Source organism: Cellulomonas fengjieae (assembly GCF_018388465.1).
Taxonomy (GTDB): Bacteria; Actinomycetota; Actinomycetes; order Actinomycetales; family Cellulomonadaceae; genus Cellulomonas; species Cellulomonas fengjieae.
Genome location: NZ_CP074404.1, coordinates 2,736,884 through 2,751,929, shown reverse-complemented (window position 1 = coordinate 2,751,929; position 15,046 = coordinate 2,736,884). Strand labels below are relative to the sequence as shown.

At 73.8% G+C, this 15,046-nt stretch carries 12 protein-coding genes and 1 pseudogene; 7 read left to right on the top strand and 6 right to left on the bottom strand.

The genetic code is table 11. The annotated features are described in order from the left end of the window. Window positions 1-47: 47 nt before the first annotated feature. Window positions 48-995 (bottom strand): phosphotransferase, encoded by a 948-nt coding sequence (locus KG102_RS12620; RefSeq protein ID WP_208288523.1) that lies wholly within the window; start codon window positions 993-995, stop codon window positions 48-50. 136 nt (window positions 996-1,131) lie between these two features. Between KG102_RS12620 and nudC the strand changes: the two genes are divergently transcribed. Beyond that, window positions 1,132-2,181, top strand: a complete 1,050-nt coding sequence (gene nudC, locus KG102_RS12615) for an NAD(+) diphosphatase (RefSeq protein WP_372438217.1) — start codon at window positions 1,132-1,134, stop codon at window positions 2,179-2,181. Here nudC and KG102_RS12610 read toward each other — a convergent pair. Then, complete coding sequence (locus KG102_RS12610; protein WP_208211921.1) at window positions 2,174-2,434, bottom strand: mycoredoxin; 261 nt, start codon at window positions 2,432-2,434, stop codon at window positions 2,174-2,176. The two genes, nudC and KG102_RS12610, sit on opposite strands and share 8 nt — an antisense overlap. Before the next feature lie 143 nt (window positions 2,435-2,577). On the opposite strand from KG102_RS12610, the gene KG102_RS12605 reads away from it, so the two are divergent. After that, window positions 2,578-4,623 (top strand): ATP-dependent helicase, encoded by a 2,046-nt coding sequence (locus KG102_RS12605; protein ID WP_208288526.1) that lies wholly within the window; start codon window positions 2,578-2,580, stop codon window positions 4,621-4,623. Window positions 4,624-5,058: 435 nt separating this feature from the next. Continuing rightward, window positions 5,059-5,412, top strand: a complete 354-nt coding sequence (locus KG102_RS12600; RefSeq protein WP_249667314.1) for a WhiB family transcriptional regulator — start codon at window positions 5,059-5,061, stop codon at window positions 5,410-5,412. An 8-nt stretch (window positions 5,413-5,420) separates the two neighbouring features. On the opposite strand, the gene KG102_RS12595 is transcribed toward KG102_RS12600, so the two are convergent. Together KG102_RS12595 and KG102_RS12590 are read right to left on the bottom strand one after the other, a co-directional pair. Then, a complete protein-coding gene (locus KG102_RS12595) occupies window positions 5,421-6,437 on the bottom strand; it encodes a ThiF family adenylyltransferase (protein ID WP_208211915.1) in 1,017 nt (338 codons plus the stop codon). A gap of 134 nt (window positions 6,438-6,571) precedes the next feature. Next, window positions 6,572-6,730, bottom strand: coding sequence for a DUF5679 domain-containing protein (locus KG102_RS12590; protein WP_175348182.1), 159 nt, complete (start codon window positions 6,728-6,730; stop codon window positions 6,572-6,574). Window positions 6,731-6,922: 192 nt separating this feature from the next. Here KG102_RS12590 and KG102_RS12585 point away from each other — a divergent pair. After that, window positions 6,923-7,483 (top strand): annotated as a pseudogene (locus KG102_RS12585) (SprT-like domain-containing protein); the annotation flags it as partial. A gap of 193 nt (window positions 7,484-7,676) precedes the next feature. Here KG102_RS12585 and KG102_RS12580 read toward each other — a convergent pair. Continuing rightward, complete coding sequence (locus KG102_RS12580; protein WP_372438221.1) at window positions 7,677-9,077, bottom strand: zinc-dependent metalloprotease; 1,401 nt, start codon at window positions 9,075-9,077, stop codon at window positions 7,677-7,679. A 46-nt stretch (window positions 9,078-9,123) separates the two neighbouring features. Between KG102_RS12580 and KG102_RS12575 the strand changes: the two genes are divergently transcribed. Next, entirely contained in the window at window positions 9,124-10,215 is a 1,092-nt protein-coding gene (locus tag KG102_RS12575) for an NAD-dependent epimerase/dehydratase family protein (protein WP_249667313.1), read from the top strand. Then, window positions 10,212-11,369, top strand: coding sequence for a YlbL family protein (locus KG102_RS12570; RefSeq protein ID WP_249667312.1), 1,158 nt, complete (start codon window positions 10,212-10,214; stop codon window positions 11,367-11,369). The genes KG102_RS12575 and KG102_RS12570 overlap by 4 nt, the downstream gene beginning before the upstream one ends. Here KG102_RS12570 and KG102_RS12565 read toward each other — a convergent pair. Further along, the gene (locus tag KG102_RS12565; RefSeq protein WP_208211911.1) at window positions 11,366-11,920 is read right to left on the bottom strand and encodes a PPA1309 family protein; all 555 of its coding nucleotides are present in this window, start codon (window positions 11,918-11,920) and stop codon (window positions 11,366-11,368) included. The genes KG102_RS12570 and KG102_RS12565 overlap by 4 nt on opposite strands. A 139-nt stretch (window positions 11,921-12,059) precedes the next feature. On the opposite strand from KG102_RS12565, the gene KG102_RS12560 reads away from it, so the two are divergent. Then, entirely contained in the window at window positions 12,060-15,041 is a 2,982-nt protein-coding gene (locus tag KG102_RS12560) for a UPF0182 family membrane protein (protein WP_208211908.1), read from the top strand. The last annotated feature ends 5 nt before the right edge of the window (window positions 15,042-15,046 follow it).

Here is a 15,046-nt window from a genome sequence, read left to right as displayed (position 1 = left end):
CAGGTCGCGCGCGTCGTGCAGCCCGCCCCAGGCGACGGGACGCTCGGTCACGCCAGCTGCGGTGCGGCCTCTGCGTCGTGGTCCTCACGGGTGTGGGCGTCGAGGTCCTCGAGCATCGCGACGGCGTCGTCGATGATCTCGTCGTCCTGCGTCCGGACCCCGTAGAGCAGCCACCGAGCCAGTGCCAGCTCACCTGCGAGCAGCGCACGGTCGGCCAGGTGCGGGTCGGTGAGCTCGGTCCGGCGCATCTGGTACGCCTCCATGATCGAGTCCATGGCGTCCGCAGGCGCGGTGACCAGGAGCCACGCGAGGTCGTCGGCCGGGTCGGCCACGCAGGCGTCGCCCCAGTGCAGGAGCCCGGTCACGGTGTCCCCGTGCACGAGCACGCGGTCGCTGGTCAGGTCGCCGTGCACGACCGTCGGCCGGAAGCGCCACAGCGCGACGTCCTCGAGCCGCTCCTCCCAGCGCCGCAGCAGGGCGGGCGGGACCTTGCCCGTGCGGGCGGCCTCGTCCACCTCCGCCTGACGGCGCTGGCGGTACTCGCCGGCGTCGTAGGCGGGCAGACCGGCATTCTCGACCAGGCTGGTGGGCAGCTCGTGCACCGCGGCGATCGCGCGGCCGAGCGCGGCGGCCAGGCCGGGTCCGGGAGCGAGACGTTCGAGGCGGAGGGGACCGCCGGGGATCTCGGCGTGCACGGCCGCGCGACCGCCCTCGGGCAGGTGCGCGAACCCGACGGGGGCGGGGACGGCGAACGGGAGCCGTCCCGCCTCGCACTCGGCGCTGAGCATGCTCAGGAGCACGACCTCGGCCTCGAGCGCGGCGCCCGCGGCGGCGTGCTGCGGCGCGCGCACGACCCACCGGTTGCGGTGGCCGTCGATCACGACCGCGGTGTCGAAGTCGGTCCCGGGTCGGGCCGGACGCCGGACGTCGAAGGCGTCGAGTCCCGGGACGGCGACGGTCGCCAGCGCGGCGAGGGCGAGAGGGGATCGAACCACCCGCACAGGATAGGCAGGCGGCACGGCCGACCCCCGTGGACCGGCCCGGCGTGTCTGCGCCCGGTTCGTCCCGTCCCGGCCCGCGTCGCCGGGCCCGCGCGCGCCCCACGGGGCACCGCCGCGTACCGTGACCGGCGTGATCGATCCGGATGCCCTGCCGCTGTCCCGTGCCGGAATCGACCGTGCCGCGCACCTGCGCCCCGGGGGCGACCACCTGCGTGCGGCGCTCGCGGACCCCGCGACGCGCGTGCTGCTGGTGAGTGACGGAGCGGTCGTGACGTCCACGGGACCGCGGGTGGCGCTGCTGGAGCCGGCACAGGCGGCGCACCTGGCCGGGATGGCCGGGACGGCCGGCGCAGACGGCACAGCCGGCACAGACGGTACGGAGCGCATGGACGACGCGGACGACGGCGGGTGGCTGCTGCTCGGCCGCGGCGAGGCCGGCGAGGCGTATCTCGCGCGGCGCGTCGCGCAGCGTCGTCCCGCACCGCCGGTCGGCGTGCCGTCCGACGTCCTCGTGCACCCGGTCCCGGCCGGCCCGGACCCGACGCCCGAGCGGCGTGCCCTGCCCGACGGTCTGACATGGACGCCGCTGCGGGACATGGGCGCGGAGCTGTCCGCGGACGACGCGGGCCTGGCCACCACGGCCGTCGCGCTCGACGGCTGGCACGCACGGCACCCGCGCTGCCCGCGCTGCGGCGCCCGCACCCGGGTGGCCCAGTCCGGCTGGACGCGGGTCTGCGTCGCCGACGCCTCCGAGCACTACCCGCGCACCGACCCGGCCGTGATCATGGCGGTCGTGGACGCGGACGACAGGATCCTGCTCGGCCACGCCGCGCAGTGGGCGGAGGGTCGCTGGTCGACCCTGGCGGGCTTCGTCGAGCCGGGGGAGTCGCTCGAGCACGCCGTGCGCCGCGAGGTCGCCGAGGAGGCGGGGGTCGTCGTCGGGGCGGTGTCCTACCGCGGCAGCCAGCCGTGGCCGTTCCCGGCGTCGCTGATGATCGGCTTCCGTGCCACGGCGGAGACGACCGACGCACGCGCGGACGGCGTCGAGCTGACCGAGGTGCGCTGGTTCACCCGCGGCGAGCTCGCGGACGCGGTGCGCGCGGGCGACGTCATCCCGCCCGGACGGGCGTCGATCGCGCGGGCGCTGGTCGAGGAGTGGTTCGGCGGACCGCTCAGCTGAGCCGGTCGCGCACCTGCGCGAGGGACGGGTTGGTCACCGCGGAACCGTCCGGGAACACGACCGTCGGGACGGTCTGGTTGCCACCGTTGACCGACTCCACCAGGGCGGCGGCGTCCGGGTGGTCCTCGATGTTCACCTCGGTGTAGCCGATCCCTGCGGAGTCCAGCTGCGTCTTGAGCCGGCGGCAGTAGCCGCACCAGGTCGTGGAGTACATCGTGATCGTGCCGGCCTCGGGCAGGGTCTGGGTGGTCATCGGTCCCTCTGTGCTGGTGTGCGGACGGGTGCGACGGGTCGCCGTGCATGTCAACGCCCGGCCGAGCTGGTCTCTTCCCGACGGTACCCGTCGCGCACAGGGCGGTGACGAGCGTGTCGGCTCGTGCTGCGAGACTGGTCCCGATGTCCGCCGAAGCCCTCCTCGACGCCCTCGATCCCGAGCAGCGCGCCGTCGCCACCACGCTGCGGGGACCCGTGCGCGTGCTCGCGGGTGCCGGCACGGGCAAGACGAGGGCGATCACGCACCGCATCGCCTACGGCATCCAGGTGGGCGCGTACCGGCCGGCCAACGTGCTGGCCGTCACGTTCACCGCCCGCGCCGCCGGTGAGATGCGCACCCGGCTGCGGCTGCTGGGTGCGTCCGGTGTCCAGGCCCGCACGTTCCACGCCGCGGCGCTGCGTCAGCTCGGCTTCTTCTGGCCCAAGGTCGTCGGCGGTCCGCCGCCGCGGATCCTCGAGCAGAAGGCCAAGCTGGTCGCGCACGCCGCGCAGCTGGTCGGCATCGAGACCGACCGGGAGAGCGTGCGTGACCTCGCGTCGGAGATCGAGTGGGCCAAGGTCAGCCTGGTCACCGCGGACGACTACGTGAAGGCTGCCGCCGCCACCGATCGACCCGGCCCCGGCGGCATCGACCCGCAGTCGGTGGCGCGGCTGATGGCCGCGTACGAGTCGACCAAGGACCAGCAGGGCGTCATCGACTTCGAGGACGTGCTGCTCCTGCTCGCGGCCATGCTGGCCGAGCGGCGGGACGTGTCCGACTCGGTCCGCGAGCAGTACCAGCACTTCGTCGTCGACGAGTACCAGGACGTCAGCCCTCTCCAGCAGTACCTGCTCGACCAGTGGCTCGGTGGCCGGCAGGAGCTCTGCGTCGTCGGGGACCCCAGCCAGACCATCTACTCGTTCGCCGGAGCCTCCGCGCACCACCTCATGTCGTTCACCAAGACGTACCCGCGCGCCACCACCGTCGAGCTGGTCCGCGACTACCGCTCGACGCCGCAGGTGGTGGGCCTGGCCAACCACGTGATGCACGCGGCCCGCAAGGCGGGCGGGCCCAGCCCGCTGGAGCTCCGGGCGCAGCGGCCCGACGGACCCGACGTGTCGTTCGTGACGTACCCGGACGACGAGGCCGAGGCCGCCGGCGTGACCGACGAGATCGCGCGGCTGATCCGGGGCGGGGTGGGGCCCGCTGACATCGCCGTGCTCTTCCGCACCAACGTGCAGTCGGAGGCGTTCGAGGCGGCGCTCGCCGACCGGGGCATCGCCTACCAGGTCCGGGGCAACGCGCGGTTCTTCGCGCGCGCCGACGTGCGCAAGGCCATGGTGCTGCTGCGCGGCGGCGCCCGGGCCGCGGACCCCGAGACCCCGATGCCGGACTCGGTCCGGGACATCCTGCGCAACGCGGGCTGGACGGACACCCCGCCGGAGGGCCGGGGCGCGAGCCGCGAGCGCTGGGACGCGCTGCAGGCGCTCGTCTCGCTCGCCGACGCCCTCGCGGCGGCGCCGCCCACGGGCAGCGGCCCGCCGACCGTCGCGGACCTGGTGGCGGAGCTCGACGAGCGGGCCACCGCCCAGCACGCGCCGACCGTCGAGGGCGTGACGCTCGCGTCGCTGCACGCCGCCAAGGGCCTCGAGTGGGACGCGGTGTTCCTCGTCGGTCTCTCGGACGGCCTGCTGCCCACGGTCCAGGCGCAGACCGACGCGGCGCTCGCCGAGGAGCGGCGGCTGCTGTACGTCGGGATCACCCGGGCGCGCGAGCACCTTCACCTGTCGTACTCGCGGGCGCGGCACCCGCGCGCCAGGGCCGGCCGCGGCGTCTCGCGGTTCCTCACGGACCTGTGGCCCGACGAGCGACGTCGGCCGGGCGTCCCGCTCCGCGACCTGGACGGCCGCGAGCAGGCCGTGGTCGAGGGCCTCACCTCGTGGCGCGACGAGCACGCCGCGCAGCTGCGCCGCCAGCCCGCCTCCATCCTGACGAGCGCCACGATCCGTGCGATCGCCCAGGCCGATCCCAGCACGCTGGAAGAGCTGGGCGCCGTCCGCGGCGTGGGCCCGATGACGCTCGCGGACGTCGGCGAGGACGTGCTGGCTGCCGTCCGCGGAAGCCGCGCGGACGCCGGCTCGCTGGGCCGATCGGGTGTTGGCAGAAACTCGTCGAGGAATGTTCGGTAATTCGGTTGTTCGCCGTGTGAGGCCGGTCCTAGGGTTGGCGACGTCCTTGTTGAGGGATCGCGCCGAGAGGCGAGGGTCCGAGCCGGAGAGGGGGTGGGTGCACCGATGAATTCCACGAAGAGCGAGATGCCGAACGCTGCTGCGTTCCTGCCGCGATCTGTCGCACCCGCCATGTTCCCGATCCCGGGGACAGCTGCGCCTATCGGCGGCACTGCTCTCGAGCTCCTCGGTGGGTGGAAGCGTCGTCCGGCGACCGATCACCACGTGCAGCTCATCCGGACTCCCATGATCTGACCTCTCGACGAGGCACCAGGCCGCGGAGTCCGAACTCGGACCCGCGGCCTTTCTGTTCTCCCGATGAGTCGGGCGGACGGGTTGGCAGTCGGTCCGGCACCGACGCAACACGTTCACCAGCAAGGACATCAGGAGGACATCGTGCGGCTCACCGCGCTGCTCGACACGGTGAACCACGGCGGATCCGGTCCGTGGCCCCTTACCGACTGCACTTCGGCGACCGACGACCGCCAGACGTTCGACCAGCTCGTCGCCGGATGCGTCCCCTGCCGGTCCAACGACCCGGAGCTCTGGTTCGCGGAGCGGACGGCCGACGTCGAGAAGGCCAAGGCCCTGTGCCGGGAGTGCCCCCTGATCGAGGGGTGCCTGGCCGGCGCGATCGACCGCGCCGAGCCGTGGGGCGTCTGGGGCGGCGAGGTGTTCGTCGGTGGGGTGGTGGTCGCGACCAAGCGTGGTCGCGGACGCCCTCGCAAGAACCCGGACACCGCGGTCTGACGGTCGGCTCAGACCGGCGCGCCCGCCGGCGACGCCGGAAGGGCGGTGCACCCGCACTCGGGGTGCACCGCCCACGTGCGTCTGCGGGGAACGGCGTCCGGCAGGGCGACCTCGAACGTGACGCCGGGTGCGAGCCCGGCGACGCGGTCCAGGTGCGCGAGCACGGCCGAGGCGGCCAGCCCGGCGCACACCGCCGCGACGACGCCGGACTCGTCGGCGGTCCCGGCACGCAGCTGCGTGGCGATGGTCGGCCACGACGCGTCGGCGTCGGCGCGGTGCAGGTCGAGGCAGCGCAGGCACGGCCCCGCGCCGGGGACGACGAACGGCCCGACGACCGTGTCGGCCTCGCGGATCACCACGCTGAGGTGGGCGGTGGCCCCGCACACCAGGACGGGCCCGCGCATGGGGTCCGCCACCCCGTCCTCGACGAGCACCACGGCGTCCGCCGGGCGCTGCGACAGCGTGGACACGTGCGGCGCGACGTCCCGCAGGATGCGTGCGGCCACGTGCTCGCGCGGCGCTCCGGCGTCCGCCCACCGGTATCCGCACACGCCGACGTCCGTCGATCGCACCGGACGCTCGTCGTCGAGCAGGAGCGTGCCGACCCCCGCCGCCGCGAGGCCGACGGCGATGCCGAGGCCGGTGGGTCCGAGGCCCAGCACCGCGACCACCCGCTGCGCACGCGCCCGGACCAGGCCGGCGCCGTCGCCGTCGGCGCGCAGGAGGGACCACGTGGTCGCGTCCGCCGCCGCTGGACCTCGCAGGACCGCCCGAGGCGGATGGTCGTCGGTGAGCCGCGCCTCCACCAGCACGCCCACGAGCGCCTGGACCCGTTCGCCGTCCAGGCCCCGACGCGCCGCGGCCCCGAGGACGCGACCCAGGTCGGTGCGCGGCCCGACGGAGAGCAGCAGGTCCGCTTCCGCGGAGGTGAGGTCGGTCAGCCGGACGGCCCAGCGCGGGTCGGTGCCGACCTGGACCTCGGTCGCGGTGCGTCGCAGCACCTGCAGCCCGTCACGCAGTCGCATGGATGCCCCCTTCCGAGAACGACGGCGTCACTCTCGCAGCACGGCCGACGCCGCGCGCAGGTCATCCACAGCCCCAGGAACGCCGAAAGGGCACCGTCCGGGTGGACGATGCCCTCGGGCGGTACGTGCGGTGCTCAGGCCTTGCCGAGGATCCGGTTCAGCTTCGTCCCGCAGACCGGGCAGACGGCCTTGGCCATCCGGCGGCCGGACTCCGAGATGACGACGTCGCCCTCGGCCTCACGCTTCTCCTTGCACTTCACGCAATAGAACTCGCCTGCATACGTCTCGGCCATGGGGGTCCTCCCTCGGTGTCGTGCACCGGACCGGGAAACCGCCGGCCGGCGGCCGGGCGTGGTGGTGCTGCCACGTCCGAGCGGCTTTCACAGTAGTGGCCGAGACGCCCACAGCCCCCGGAATCGTGCAGGACTCGCCGTGTGCGGACGGGTGAACCCGGGGCCGGGGACGCGGGGCGCTAGCGTTCCGGTGTGCAGCCCCCGCAGGACCTGTCACAGGTCGAGATCCGCCGATCGCGCAAACGCGTGCGCACGGTGACGGCCTGGCGCGAGGGCGACCGCACCATCGTGGCCATCCCCGCACGGTTCACGCGTGCCCAGGAACGCGAGTGGGTGCGTCGGATGCTGACGCGGCTGGCCACCCAGGAGCGCCGCCGTCGGCCGTCCGACGACGAGCTGATGTCGAGGGCCACGGAGCTCTCCACCAGGTACCTCGGCGGGCGGGCGCGGCCGACGACGGTCCGGTGGTCCACCAACCAGGGCCGGCGGTGGGGGTCCTGCACGCCGTCCGACGGGACGATCCGGATCTCCGACCGCGTGCGTGGCATGCCGCGGTGGGTGCTCGACTACGTGCTGCTGCACGAGCTCGCGCACCTGCTGCACGCCGGGCACGGGCCCGAGTTCTGGGCCGTGCTCGAGGCCTATCCGCGCACCCAGCGCGCACGCGGCTTCCTCGAGGGGTACGCGTACGCGGCGGAACGAGGTCAGGAGGCCCCGGCCGGGGGAGCCGAGGACGGCGTGGGCGACGTCGACGGCGGTGCGCTGGCGGAGCCGGACGACGTGCTGGACGACGTGCTGGACGACGTGCTGGCCGACGAGGTGGACGAGCTCGACGAGGTGCAGGTCGTCGAGGTGGCCGAGGATCTCGAGCTCGACGACCTCGGGGACGACGGCAGGCGCTGAGCGTCCACGCCGCAGGCCCGTCGGCCGCGGCCGGCTGGTCGGGTCAGGCTGTGGGGCCGGCGTCCGGGTCGTCGCCGAGGATCTCGGCCAGCGCCCGGTCCACCTCGGCGGCGTCGTCCACCGCGGTCGCCCGACGTGCCGCGTAACCGGCCGGGTCGTCGAGGTCCTCGGTGCTCGGCAGCAGGTCGGGGTGGTCCCACACGGCGTCGCGTCCGGTCGCACCGTTGTCCCGGGTGATCTGTGCCCACAGCGCCGCGGCGTCGCGCAGCCGGCGGGGTCGCAGCTCGAGGCCGACCAGGTTCGCGAACGTCTGCTCCGCCGGACCACCGGCGGCACGGCGCCTGCGGATCATCTCGCGCAGGGCCATCGTGTGCGGCAGGTGGGGGAGCGCCGCGGTCGCGGTGACCTCGTCGACCCAGCCCTCGACGAGCGCGAGCGCGGTCTCCAGGCGCTCGAGCGCGGCCTTCTGCGCGGCCGTGGTGTGCGGCGCGAACACCCCGCCGGAGAGTGCCTGCTGCAGGGCGGCGGTGTCCGTCACGTCGACGGAGCGCACGGCCTCCTCGAGCTGCTCCGCGTCGATCGTGATCCCGCGCGCGTAGGCCTCGACCGTGGACAGCAGGTGGGCGCGGAGCCAGGGGACGTGGGTGAACAGGCGCGTGGCGGCCGCCTCGCGCAGAGCCAGGAACAGCCGCACCTCGTCCACGGGCGCATCGAGACCTTCCGCGAAGGCGTCGACGTTGGCGGCGACCAGCGCGGGGGCGGGGCGGTCGAGGAGCGGGAGCCCGATGTCGGTGGTGCCGAACACCTCGTGCGCGAGCGTGCCGGCGGCCTGGCCGACCTGCATGCCGAACACCGCGGAGCCGAGCTGGCGCAGGAGCTGCGCCGGCTCGATGCCGCCCGGCAGACCGAACCCCTCGGGCGACTCGTCGGGCAGGGCGCCGCCCAGGGCGCCGACGAGCGCGGACGACAGCGAGCTGGCCACCGGCTCGGTCAGCGTGCGCCAGGCGGGCAGGGTCGCCTCGACCCACTCGGCCCGGCTCCACGCACGCGGGGTCCCGGTGGACGGCGGAAGGTCGGTGGCGGCGTCGAGCCACAGCTCGGCGACGCCGAGCGCGTCGAGCACCTGCCGCGTCTGCGCCGCGGTCAGCGACGGGTCGCCGCCGGCGGCGGCCTGCTGACGCGCCAGGTCGTGGGCCATCTGCCAGTTCACGGGATCGTCGCCCGACGCGGCCAGCATGGCCTGCACCTGCGCGAACACCTGCTGGAGGACCGCGGGGTCGTTGGGCAGGCCGGACGCGGCGGCCATCGCGTCGGGGTCGAAGCCCCGTTCCTGCAGCTCACGGATGGCCTCGTCGGCGCCGTCACCCAGCATCGCGCGCATCACCTGCTCCCACGCGGGCATGCCACCATCGGCTCCCGGTACGGCGGAGTTGTCGGGGCTCACGTGGACCTCCTGCGACGATAGGGCGGGCTGCGAACACGGTAACTGCGTGGCACCGGGACGGGGGATGGTGGGCGGGCAGATTCGCTCAGGGCGCAGCGCGCGTCCGCTCGGCGCGTCGGCGGCGCGGACGAGCGACGACGACGTCGTCGTGGTCGGCCGCGGACCCGTCGCCGCCGCGGTCGCGACCGCGTGGGGCACGGGGGTGCGGACGGTCGCCGAGCTCCCCGCGCGACGTCCGCAGGACGCGCTCGAGGGGGCCGGTGTCGTCGTGCTCGTGACGCACGAGGCCGACCTCGCCGGGGCGTCGGGCAAGCCCGGCCGGGAGAGCGAGGCGACGATCGTCGCGCACACGCAGCGGGTCCTGGCCGCCGCGCGCGCGGTCGGGACGAGACACGTGGTGGCCATCGGCTCCGCAGTCGTGCACGGGGCCTGGCCCGACCGTCCCGTGATCCACGACGACGACCCGCTCCCGCGTGCCGACGAGGTGCCGCGCGACGGCCTGGTGGGCGACCTGGTGGCGGCCGAGGCGGTGCTCGAGCGTGGCCGCCGTCGCAGGTCGCCGCTCGTGACGGTGCTGCGACCCGCCGCGGTCGTCGGGCCGGGCATCGACACGTTCGTCACCCGGCACTTCGAGGCGCCGCGCCTGCTCACCGTGCGCGGTGCCGCCCGGCAGTGGCAGTTCGTGCACGTCGAGGACCTCGCCGCCGCCGCCCGGTTCGCGGTGGAGGAGCGGCTGTCCGGCGTGCTCACCGTCGGAGCGGACGACGTGCTCGAGCCGGCCGAGGTCGAGGCGGCCGCGGGCATGCGCCGGATCGAGCTGGCCGCCGCGACGGCGTTCGGCACCGCGGAGCGGCTCCACCGCGTCGGCGCCCTCCCCGCGCCCGCGTCGGAGCTCGCGTACGTCGTCTACCCCTGGACGGTCGCGTCCGACCGGCTGCGCGAGGCCGGGTGGGAGCCGCGCTGGTCCAGCGCCGCGTGCCTGGACGTGCTGCTCGAGGGCGTCCAGGGCCGCCTGGCGGTGGCGGGGCGGCGGGTCGCGTCGCGCGACGTGGCGGCGCTGGGTGCCGCCGGGGCGGCGGTCGCGGTCATCGGCACCGCGGCCGTGTGGCGCCAGGCACGGTCCAGGAAGCGGCCGTGACGGCCGACCCCGCCGTGCCGGGGGATGATGTGGGCGTGCTCGACCAGCCCTCGCTCCCGTCCGACGTCGACGCGCCCTTCGGCGCGCCCGACCGCGTCAGCCCGCGGTCGCTCACCCTGTCCGTCGGGCTGCTGTCCACGGCGGTGCTGGTCGCCGTCCTCGCCGTCATGCCCGTGCCGTACGCGGTCAGCAGCCCCGGGCCGACGCGGGACGTGCTGGGCGAGCACGACGGCACGCCCCTGATCCAGATCGAGGGCGCCGAGACGTTCGACGCCACGGGCGAGCTCCGCCTGACCACGGTGTCCGGCACGGGCGGACCGGGCTTCCCCTCCAGCGTCGTCGGCGTCCTGGAGGGTTGGTTCTCTCCCGATGCGGTGGTGCAGCCCGTCGAGCTGCTCTACCCGCCGGACCGCACGCAGGACGAGATCGACGAGTCGAACACCGCGGAGATGGTCTCGTCGCAGGAGAACGCCGCCGTCGCGGCGCTCACCGAGCTCGGCTACGAGGTTCCCGCGACCCTCGTCGTCGCCGGGGCCGTCGAGGGGACGGACGCCGAGGGCAAGGTGGAGGAGGGGGACGTCATCGTCGCCCTCGACGGGGCCCCCGTGCCCGACTACCAGGGGCTCATCACGCAGCTCGAGCGCGTCGAGCCCGGGACCACCGTGACGCTCACGGTGCGGCGGCACGGGCAGGCGCTCGACATCCCGATCGTCACCGGCACGAGGGACGACGGCAAGGCGCAGATCGGGGTGTTCATCGACCCGACGTTCGACATGCCGGTCGACATCTCGATCAGCATCGACGACATCGGCGGCCCGAGCGCGGGGACCATGTTCGCGCTCGGGATCATCGACAAGATGACGCCCGAGGACGAGGCCGCCGGCGAGCACATCGCCGGCACCGGGACCATCGACGTCACGGGCGAGGTCGGGCCCATCGGCGGCATCCGGCAGAAGCTCGCCGGTGCGGCCCGGGACGGCGCCACCTGGTTCCTGGCCCCCGCCGACAACTGCCCGGAGGTCGTCGGGCACGTCCCGGACGGCCTGCGCGTGGTCCCGGTCGAGACCCTGCACGAGGCGCGCGAGACCGTCGTCGCGATCGGCGCGGGGACGACCGAGGACCTGCCGAGCTGCCAGTCGAGCCGGTCGACCTAGTCGAGGGTCGAGCGCACCGCGGCGACGAGCCCGGGCACCAGGTCGGCGCCCTGGCCGACCTGGTCGTCGGCGTCGTTGGCGCGGGTGCGCACCGCGCACCACGACGGGCCGCCGCGCAGCGCACCGACGACCAGCCGGACGTCCTGGCGCTCCGGGTGCGACAGCAGGTAGTCGAGCGCGGCGTCGGTGTCCTGCGGCATCTCCTCCTCGGCGGCGGGCGGCAGGACCACGCGCTCCACGGTGACGGCCATGCCGTCGACGGTCGACGGCCACGACAGGCCCGCGAGCAGCGTCTCGAGGTCGGGTGCGGCCGGCAGGTCCTCCTGCTCGATCGACGTCAGGTGCCACGGCTGGGACCGGGCGGCTTCCAGGACCGACTCGTCGAGCTGCGCAGCCAGGCCGGGCTCGGTGCGCAGCATCTCCTGGGTGCGGACGAGCGCGAAGACGCGCACCGGGCCGTCCCAACCGGCTTCGGCGACGTGATGCTCGATCTCGCGGACGGAGTCGGCCAGCGCGGCCAGGTCAGGGGTGGGTGCACTCACAGGGTTCATGGTCGCATCCGTGTGGGAACCTGTGCCTCGACCGGCGCGTTCTGAGTGCGAGTGATACGTGCCTGTCGCGCGTCGCTCGCACGGTCCATGACCGTGCCGATGTGTCTCACCTGTTGCCGATGACGAGGACTGCCCCGCCGTGACTTTCGGAAGCCCGCCGCCCCGCCCGAGCCCGGCTCGCCCCCGCCGACGCGGAGCACTCGCCCCCACGCTCGTCGTCCTCGGGGTGCTGGTCGTCGCCGTCCTGCTCCTCGCCCAGGTGTGGACGGAGGTGCTCTGGTTCCAGCAGCTGGGGTTCACCGACGTCATCCGCACCGAGTGGCTCACCCGGGCGGCGCTGTTCGTCGCCGGGTTCCTCGTCATGGCCGGTGCGGTCTTCTGGAGCCTGAACTTCGGCTACCGGTCGCGGCCGGTGTACGCGCCGTCCACCCAGGAGCAGGCGAACCTCGACCAGTACCGCGAGGCCATCGAGCCGCTGCGTCGCCTGGTCATGATCGTCGGGCCGGCCGTCCTCGGCCTGTTCGCCGGCGCCGCCGCGTCGCAGCAGTGGCAGACGGTCCAGCTGTGGATGCACGGCAAGTCCGTCGGCGAGACCGACCCGCAGTACGGCATCGACCTGGGCTTCTACCTGTTCACGCTGCCCGGCCTGCGGTTCGTGGTCTCGTTCCTCACCGCGGTCGTCGTGCTCGCCGGCATCGGCGCCGTGGCCACCCAGTACCTGTACGGCGGCCTGCGGGTCGGCGGCCAGCGCGGGGGTGCGCCCCGCACCACCCGGGCCGCCCGGGTGCAGCTGTCGCTGATCGCGGCCGTGCTGATGCTGCTCATCGCCTCGAGCTACTGGCTGGACCGGTACTCGATCCTGACCAAGTCGGGGGAGAAGTTCGTCGGTGCGTCGTTCACCGACGTGCACGCGGTCATCCCGTCGAAGGCGATCCTGGCGGGCATCGCGATCTTCGTCGCGGTGATGTTCATCGTCACCGCGATCCGTGGCAACTGGCGCCTTCCGGCCATCGGCGTCGGGCTCATGGTCGTGGCCGCGATCGCGGTCGGCGGCATCTACCCGGCGATCGTCCAGCGCTTCCAGGTGCAGCCGAACCAGCAGGACGCCGAGGCGGAGTACATCAAGCGCAACATCGACGCGACCCTCGACGCCTACGACCTCACGGACGTCGAGAAGACCGCCTACGACGCCGAGGTCACCGCCGAGGCCGGCGCGCTGCGCGCCGACGCCGACACCACGGCCTCGATCCGCCTGCTCGACCCCCAGATCGTCAGCCCGTCGTTCAAGCAGCTCGAGCAGATCCGCGCGTTCTACGACTTCCCCGACTCCCTGTCGGTGGACCGGTACGAGATCGACGGGGAGAGCCGCGACACGGTCATCGCCGTGCGCGAGCTGTCGCTCGACGGCCTGGACGCGCAGCAGCGCAACTGGACCAACGACGCCACCGTCTACACGCACGGGTACGGCGTGGTCGCGGCCTACGGCAACACGACGGCGGGACGGGGCGCCCCGGCGTTCTGGGAGCAGGGCATCCCGTCGACCGGCCAGATGGGCCCGTACGAGCCGCGCATCTACTTCAGCCCGAAGGCCCCGGCGTACTCGATCGTCGGTGCGCCGGAGGACGCCACGCCGTGGGAGCTGGACTACCCGGCCGACGACTCCGAGGGCGCGGTGAACAGCACGTTCCCCACGCAGGAGGTGTCGGCGGGACCCTCGATCGGCAACCCGCTGGCCAAGCTCCTGTACGCGCTGAAGTTCGGCTCCGAGCAGATCCTGTTCTCGGAGCGCGTGACCAGCGAGTCGCAGATCCTCTACGACCGCGACCCGCGTGACCGGGTGCAGAAGGTGGCGCCGTACCTGACGCTCGACGGTCGCGCCTACCCGGCCGTGGTGAACGAGAAGGTCGTCTGGATCGTCGACGGCTACACGACGTCCGACCAGTACCCGTACGCCGCGACCCGCTCGCTCGACGACGCGACGACGGACTCCCTGACCGCGACGTCGGAGACGGTCGAGGCGCTCCAGCCGAAGACCGTGAACTACATCCGCAACTCGGTGAAGGCCACGGTCGACGCCTACGACGGGTCCGTGACGCTGTACGCGTGGGACGCCGAGGACCCCATCCTGCGGGCGTGGGACTCGGTGTTCCCGTCGTCGCTCGAGCCGATGTCCGAGATCGACGGCGCCCTGATGAGCCACCTGCGCTACCCCGAGGACCTGTTCAAGGTGCAGCGCAACCTGCTCGCCCGGTACCACGTCACCGACGCCGGCCAGTTCTTCTCCGGCAACGACTTCTGGGCCAACCCGAACGACCCGACCAGCGAGGTCGCCGTCCCGCAGCCGCCGTACTACCTCACGCTGCGGATGCCCGACCAGGACGAGGCCAGCTTCTCGCTGATGTCGTCGTTCATCCCGACGGGTACCAACGCGCGCAACGTGCTCACCGGCTACCTGGCGGTGGACGCCGAGGCGGGCAACGAGGACGGGAAGGTGTCCGAGGACTACGGCAAGATGCGCCTGCTCGAGCTGCCGCGCGACTCGACGGTGCCCGGGCCGGGTCAGGTGAACAACAACTTCGTCGCCGACCCGGACGTGTCCAACGAGCTCAACATCCTCGGCCGTGGCGACTCGCAGGTGGTCCGCGGCAACCTGCTGACCCTGCCCATGGGCGGCGGCCTGCTGTACGTGCAGCCGGTCTACGTGCAGGCACGCTCCGGCACCACGTTCCCGCTGCTGCAGCGCGTGCTCGTGGCCTTCGGTGACGACATCGGGTTCGCGGACACCCTCGACGGTGCCCTGGACCAGGTGTTCGGGGGCGACTCGGGTGCCGATGCCGGTGACGCCGGAACCGATCCGGACGCGGAGACCCCGCCGACGCAGGAACCGACGGACACGCCGACCGACACCCCCGCCGCACCGGCCGACCCGGGCGCGGGCACCGGGACGGACACGACGGCGCGCGCCGACCTGGACCGCGCGCTGCAGCAGGCCAAGGAGGCCATCGCCGAGGGCCAGGCTGCCCTCGCGACCGGCGACTTCGCCACCTACGGCGAGGCGCAGAAGCGCCTCGACACGGCGATCCAGGCCGCCCTGGACGCCGAGGCGCGACTGGCTGAATGACGCGG

What these genes read in the sequence shown, in the direction of transcription:
- KG102_RS12610 (WP_208211921.1), bottom strand. Translation starts at nt 2,434, where the DNA reads ATGACCACCCAGACCCTGCCCGAGGCCGGCACGATCACGATGTACTCC.
- KG102_RS12605 (WP_208288526.1), top strand. Translation starts at nt 2,578, where the DNA reads ATGTCCGCCGAAGCCCTCCTCGACGCCCTCGATCCCGAGCAGCGCGCC.
- KG102_RS12595 (WP_208211915.1), bottom strand. Translation starts at nt 6,437, where the DNA reads ATGCGACTGCGTGACGGGCTGCAGGTGCTGCGACGCACCGCGACCGAG.
- KG102_RS12590 (WP_175348182.1), bottom strand. Translation starts at nt 6,730, where the DNA reads ATGGCCGAGACGTATGCAGGCGAGTTCTATTGCGTGAAGTGCAAGGAG.
- KG102_RS12565 (WP_208211911.1), bottom strand. Translation starts at nt 11,920, where the DNA reads ATGAACCCTGTGAGTGCACCCACCCCTGACCTGGCCGCGCTGGCCGAC.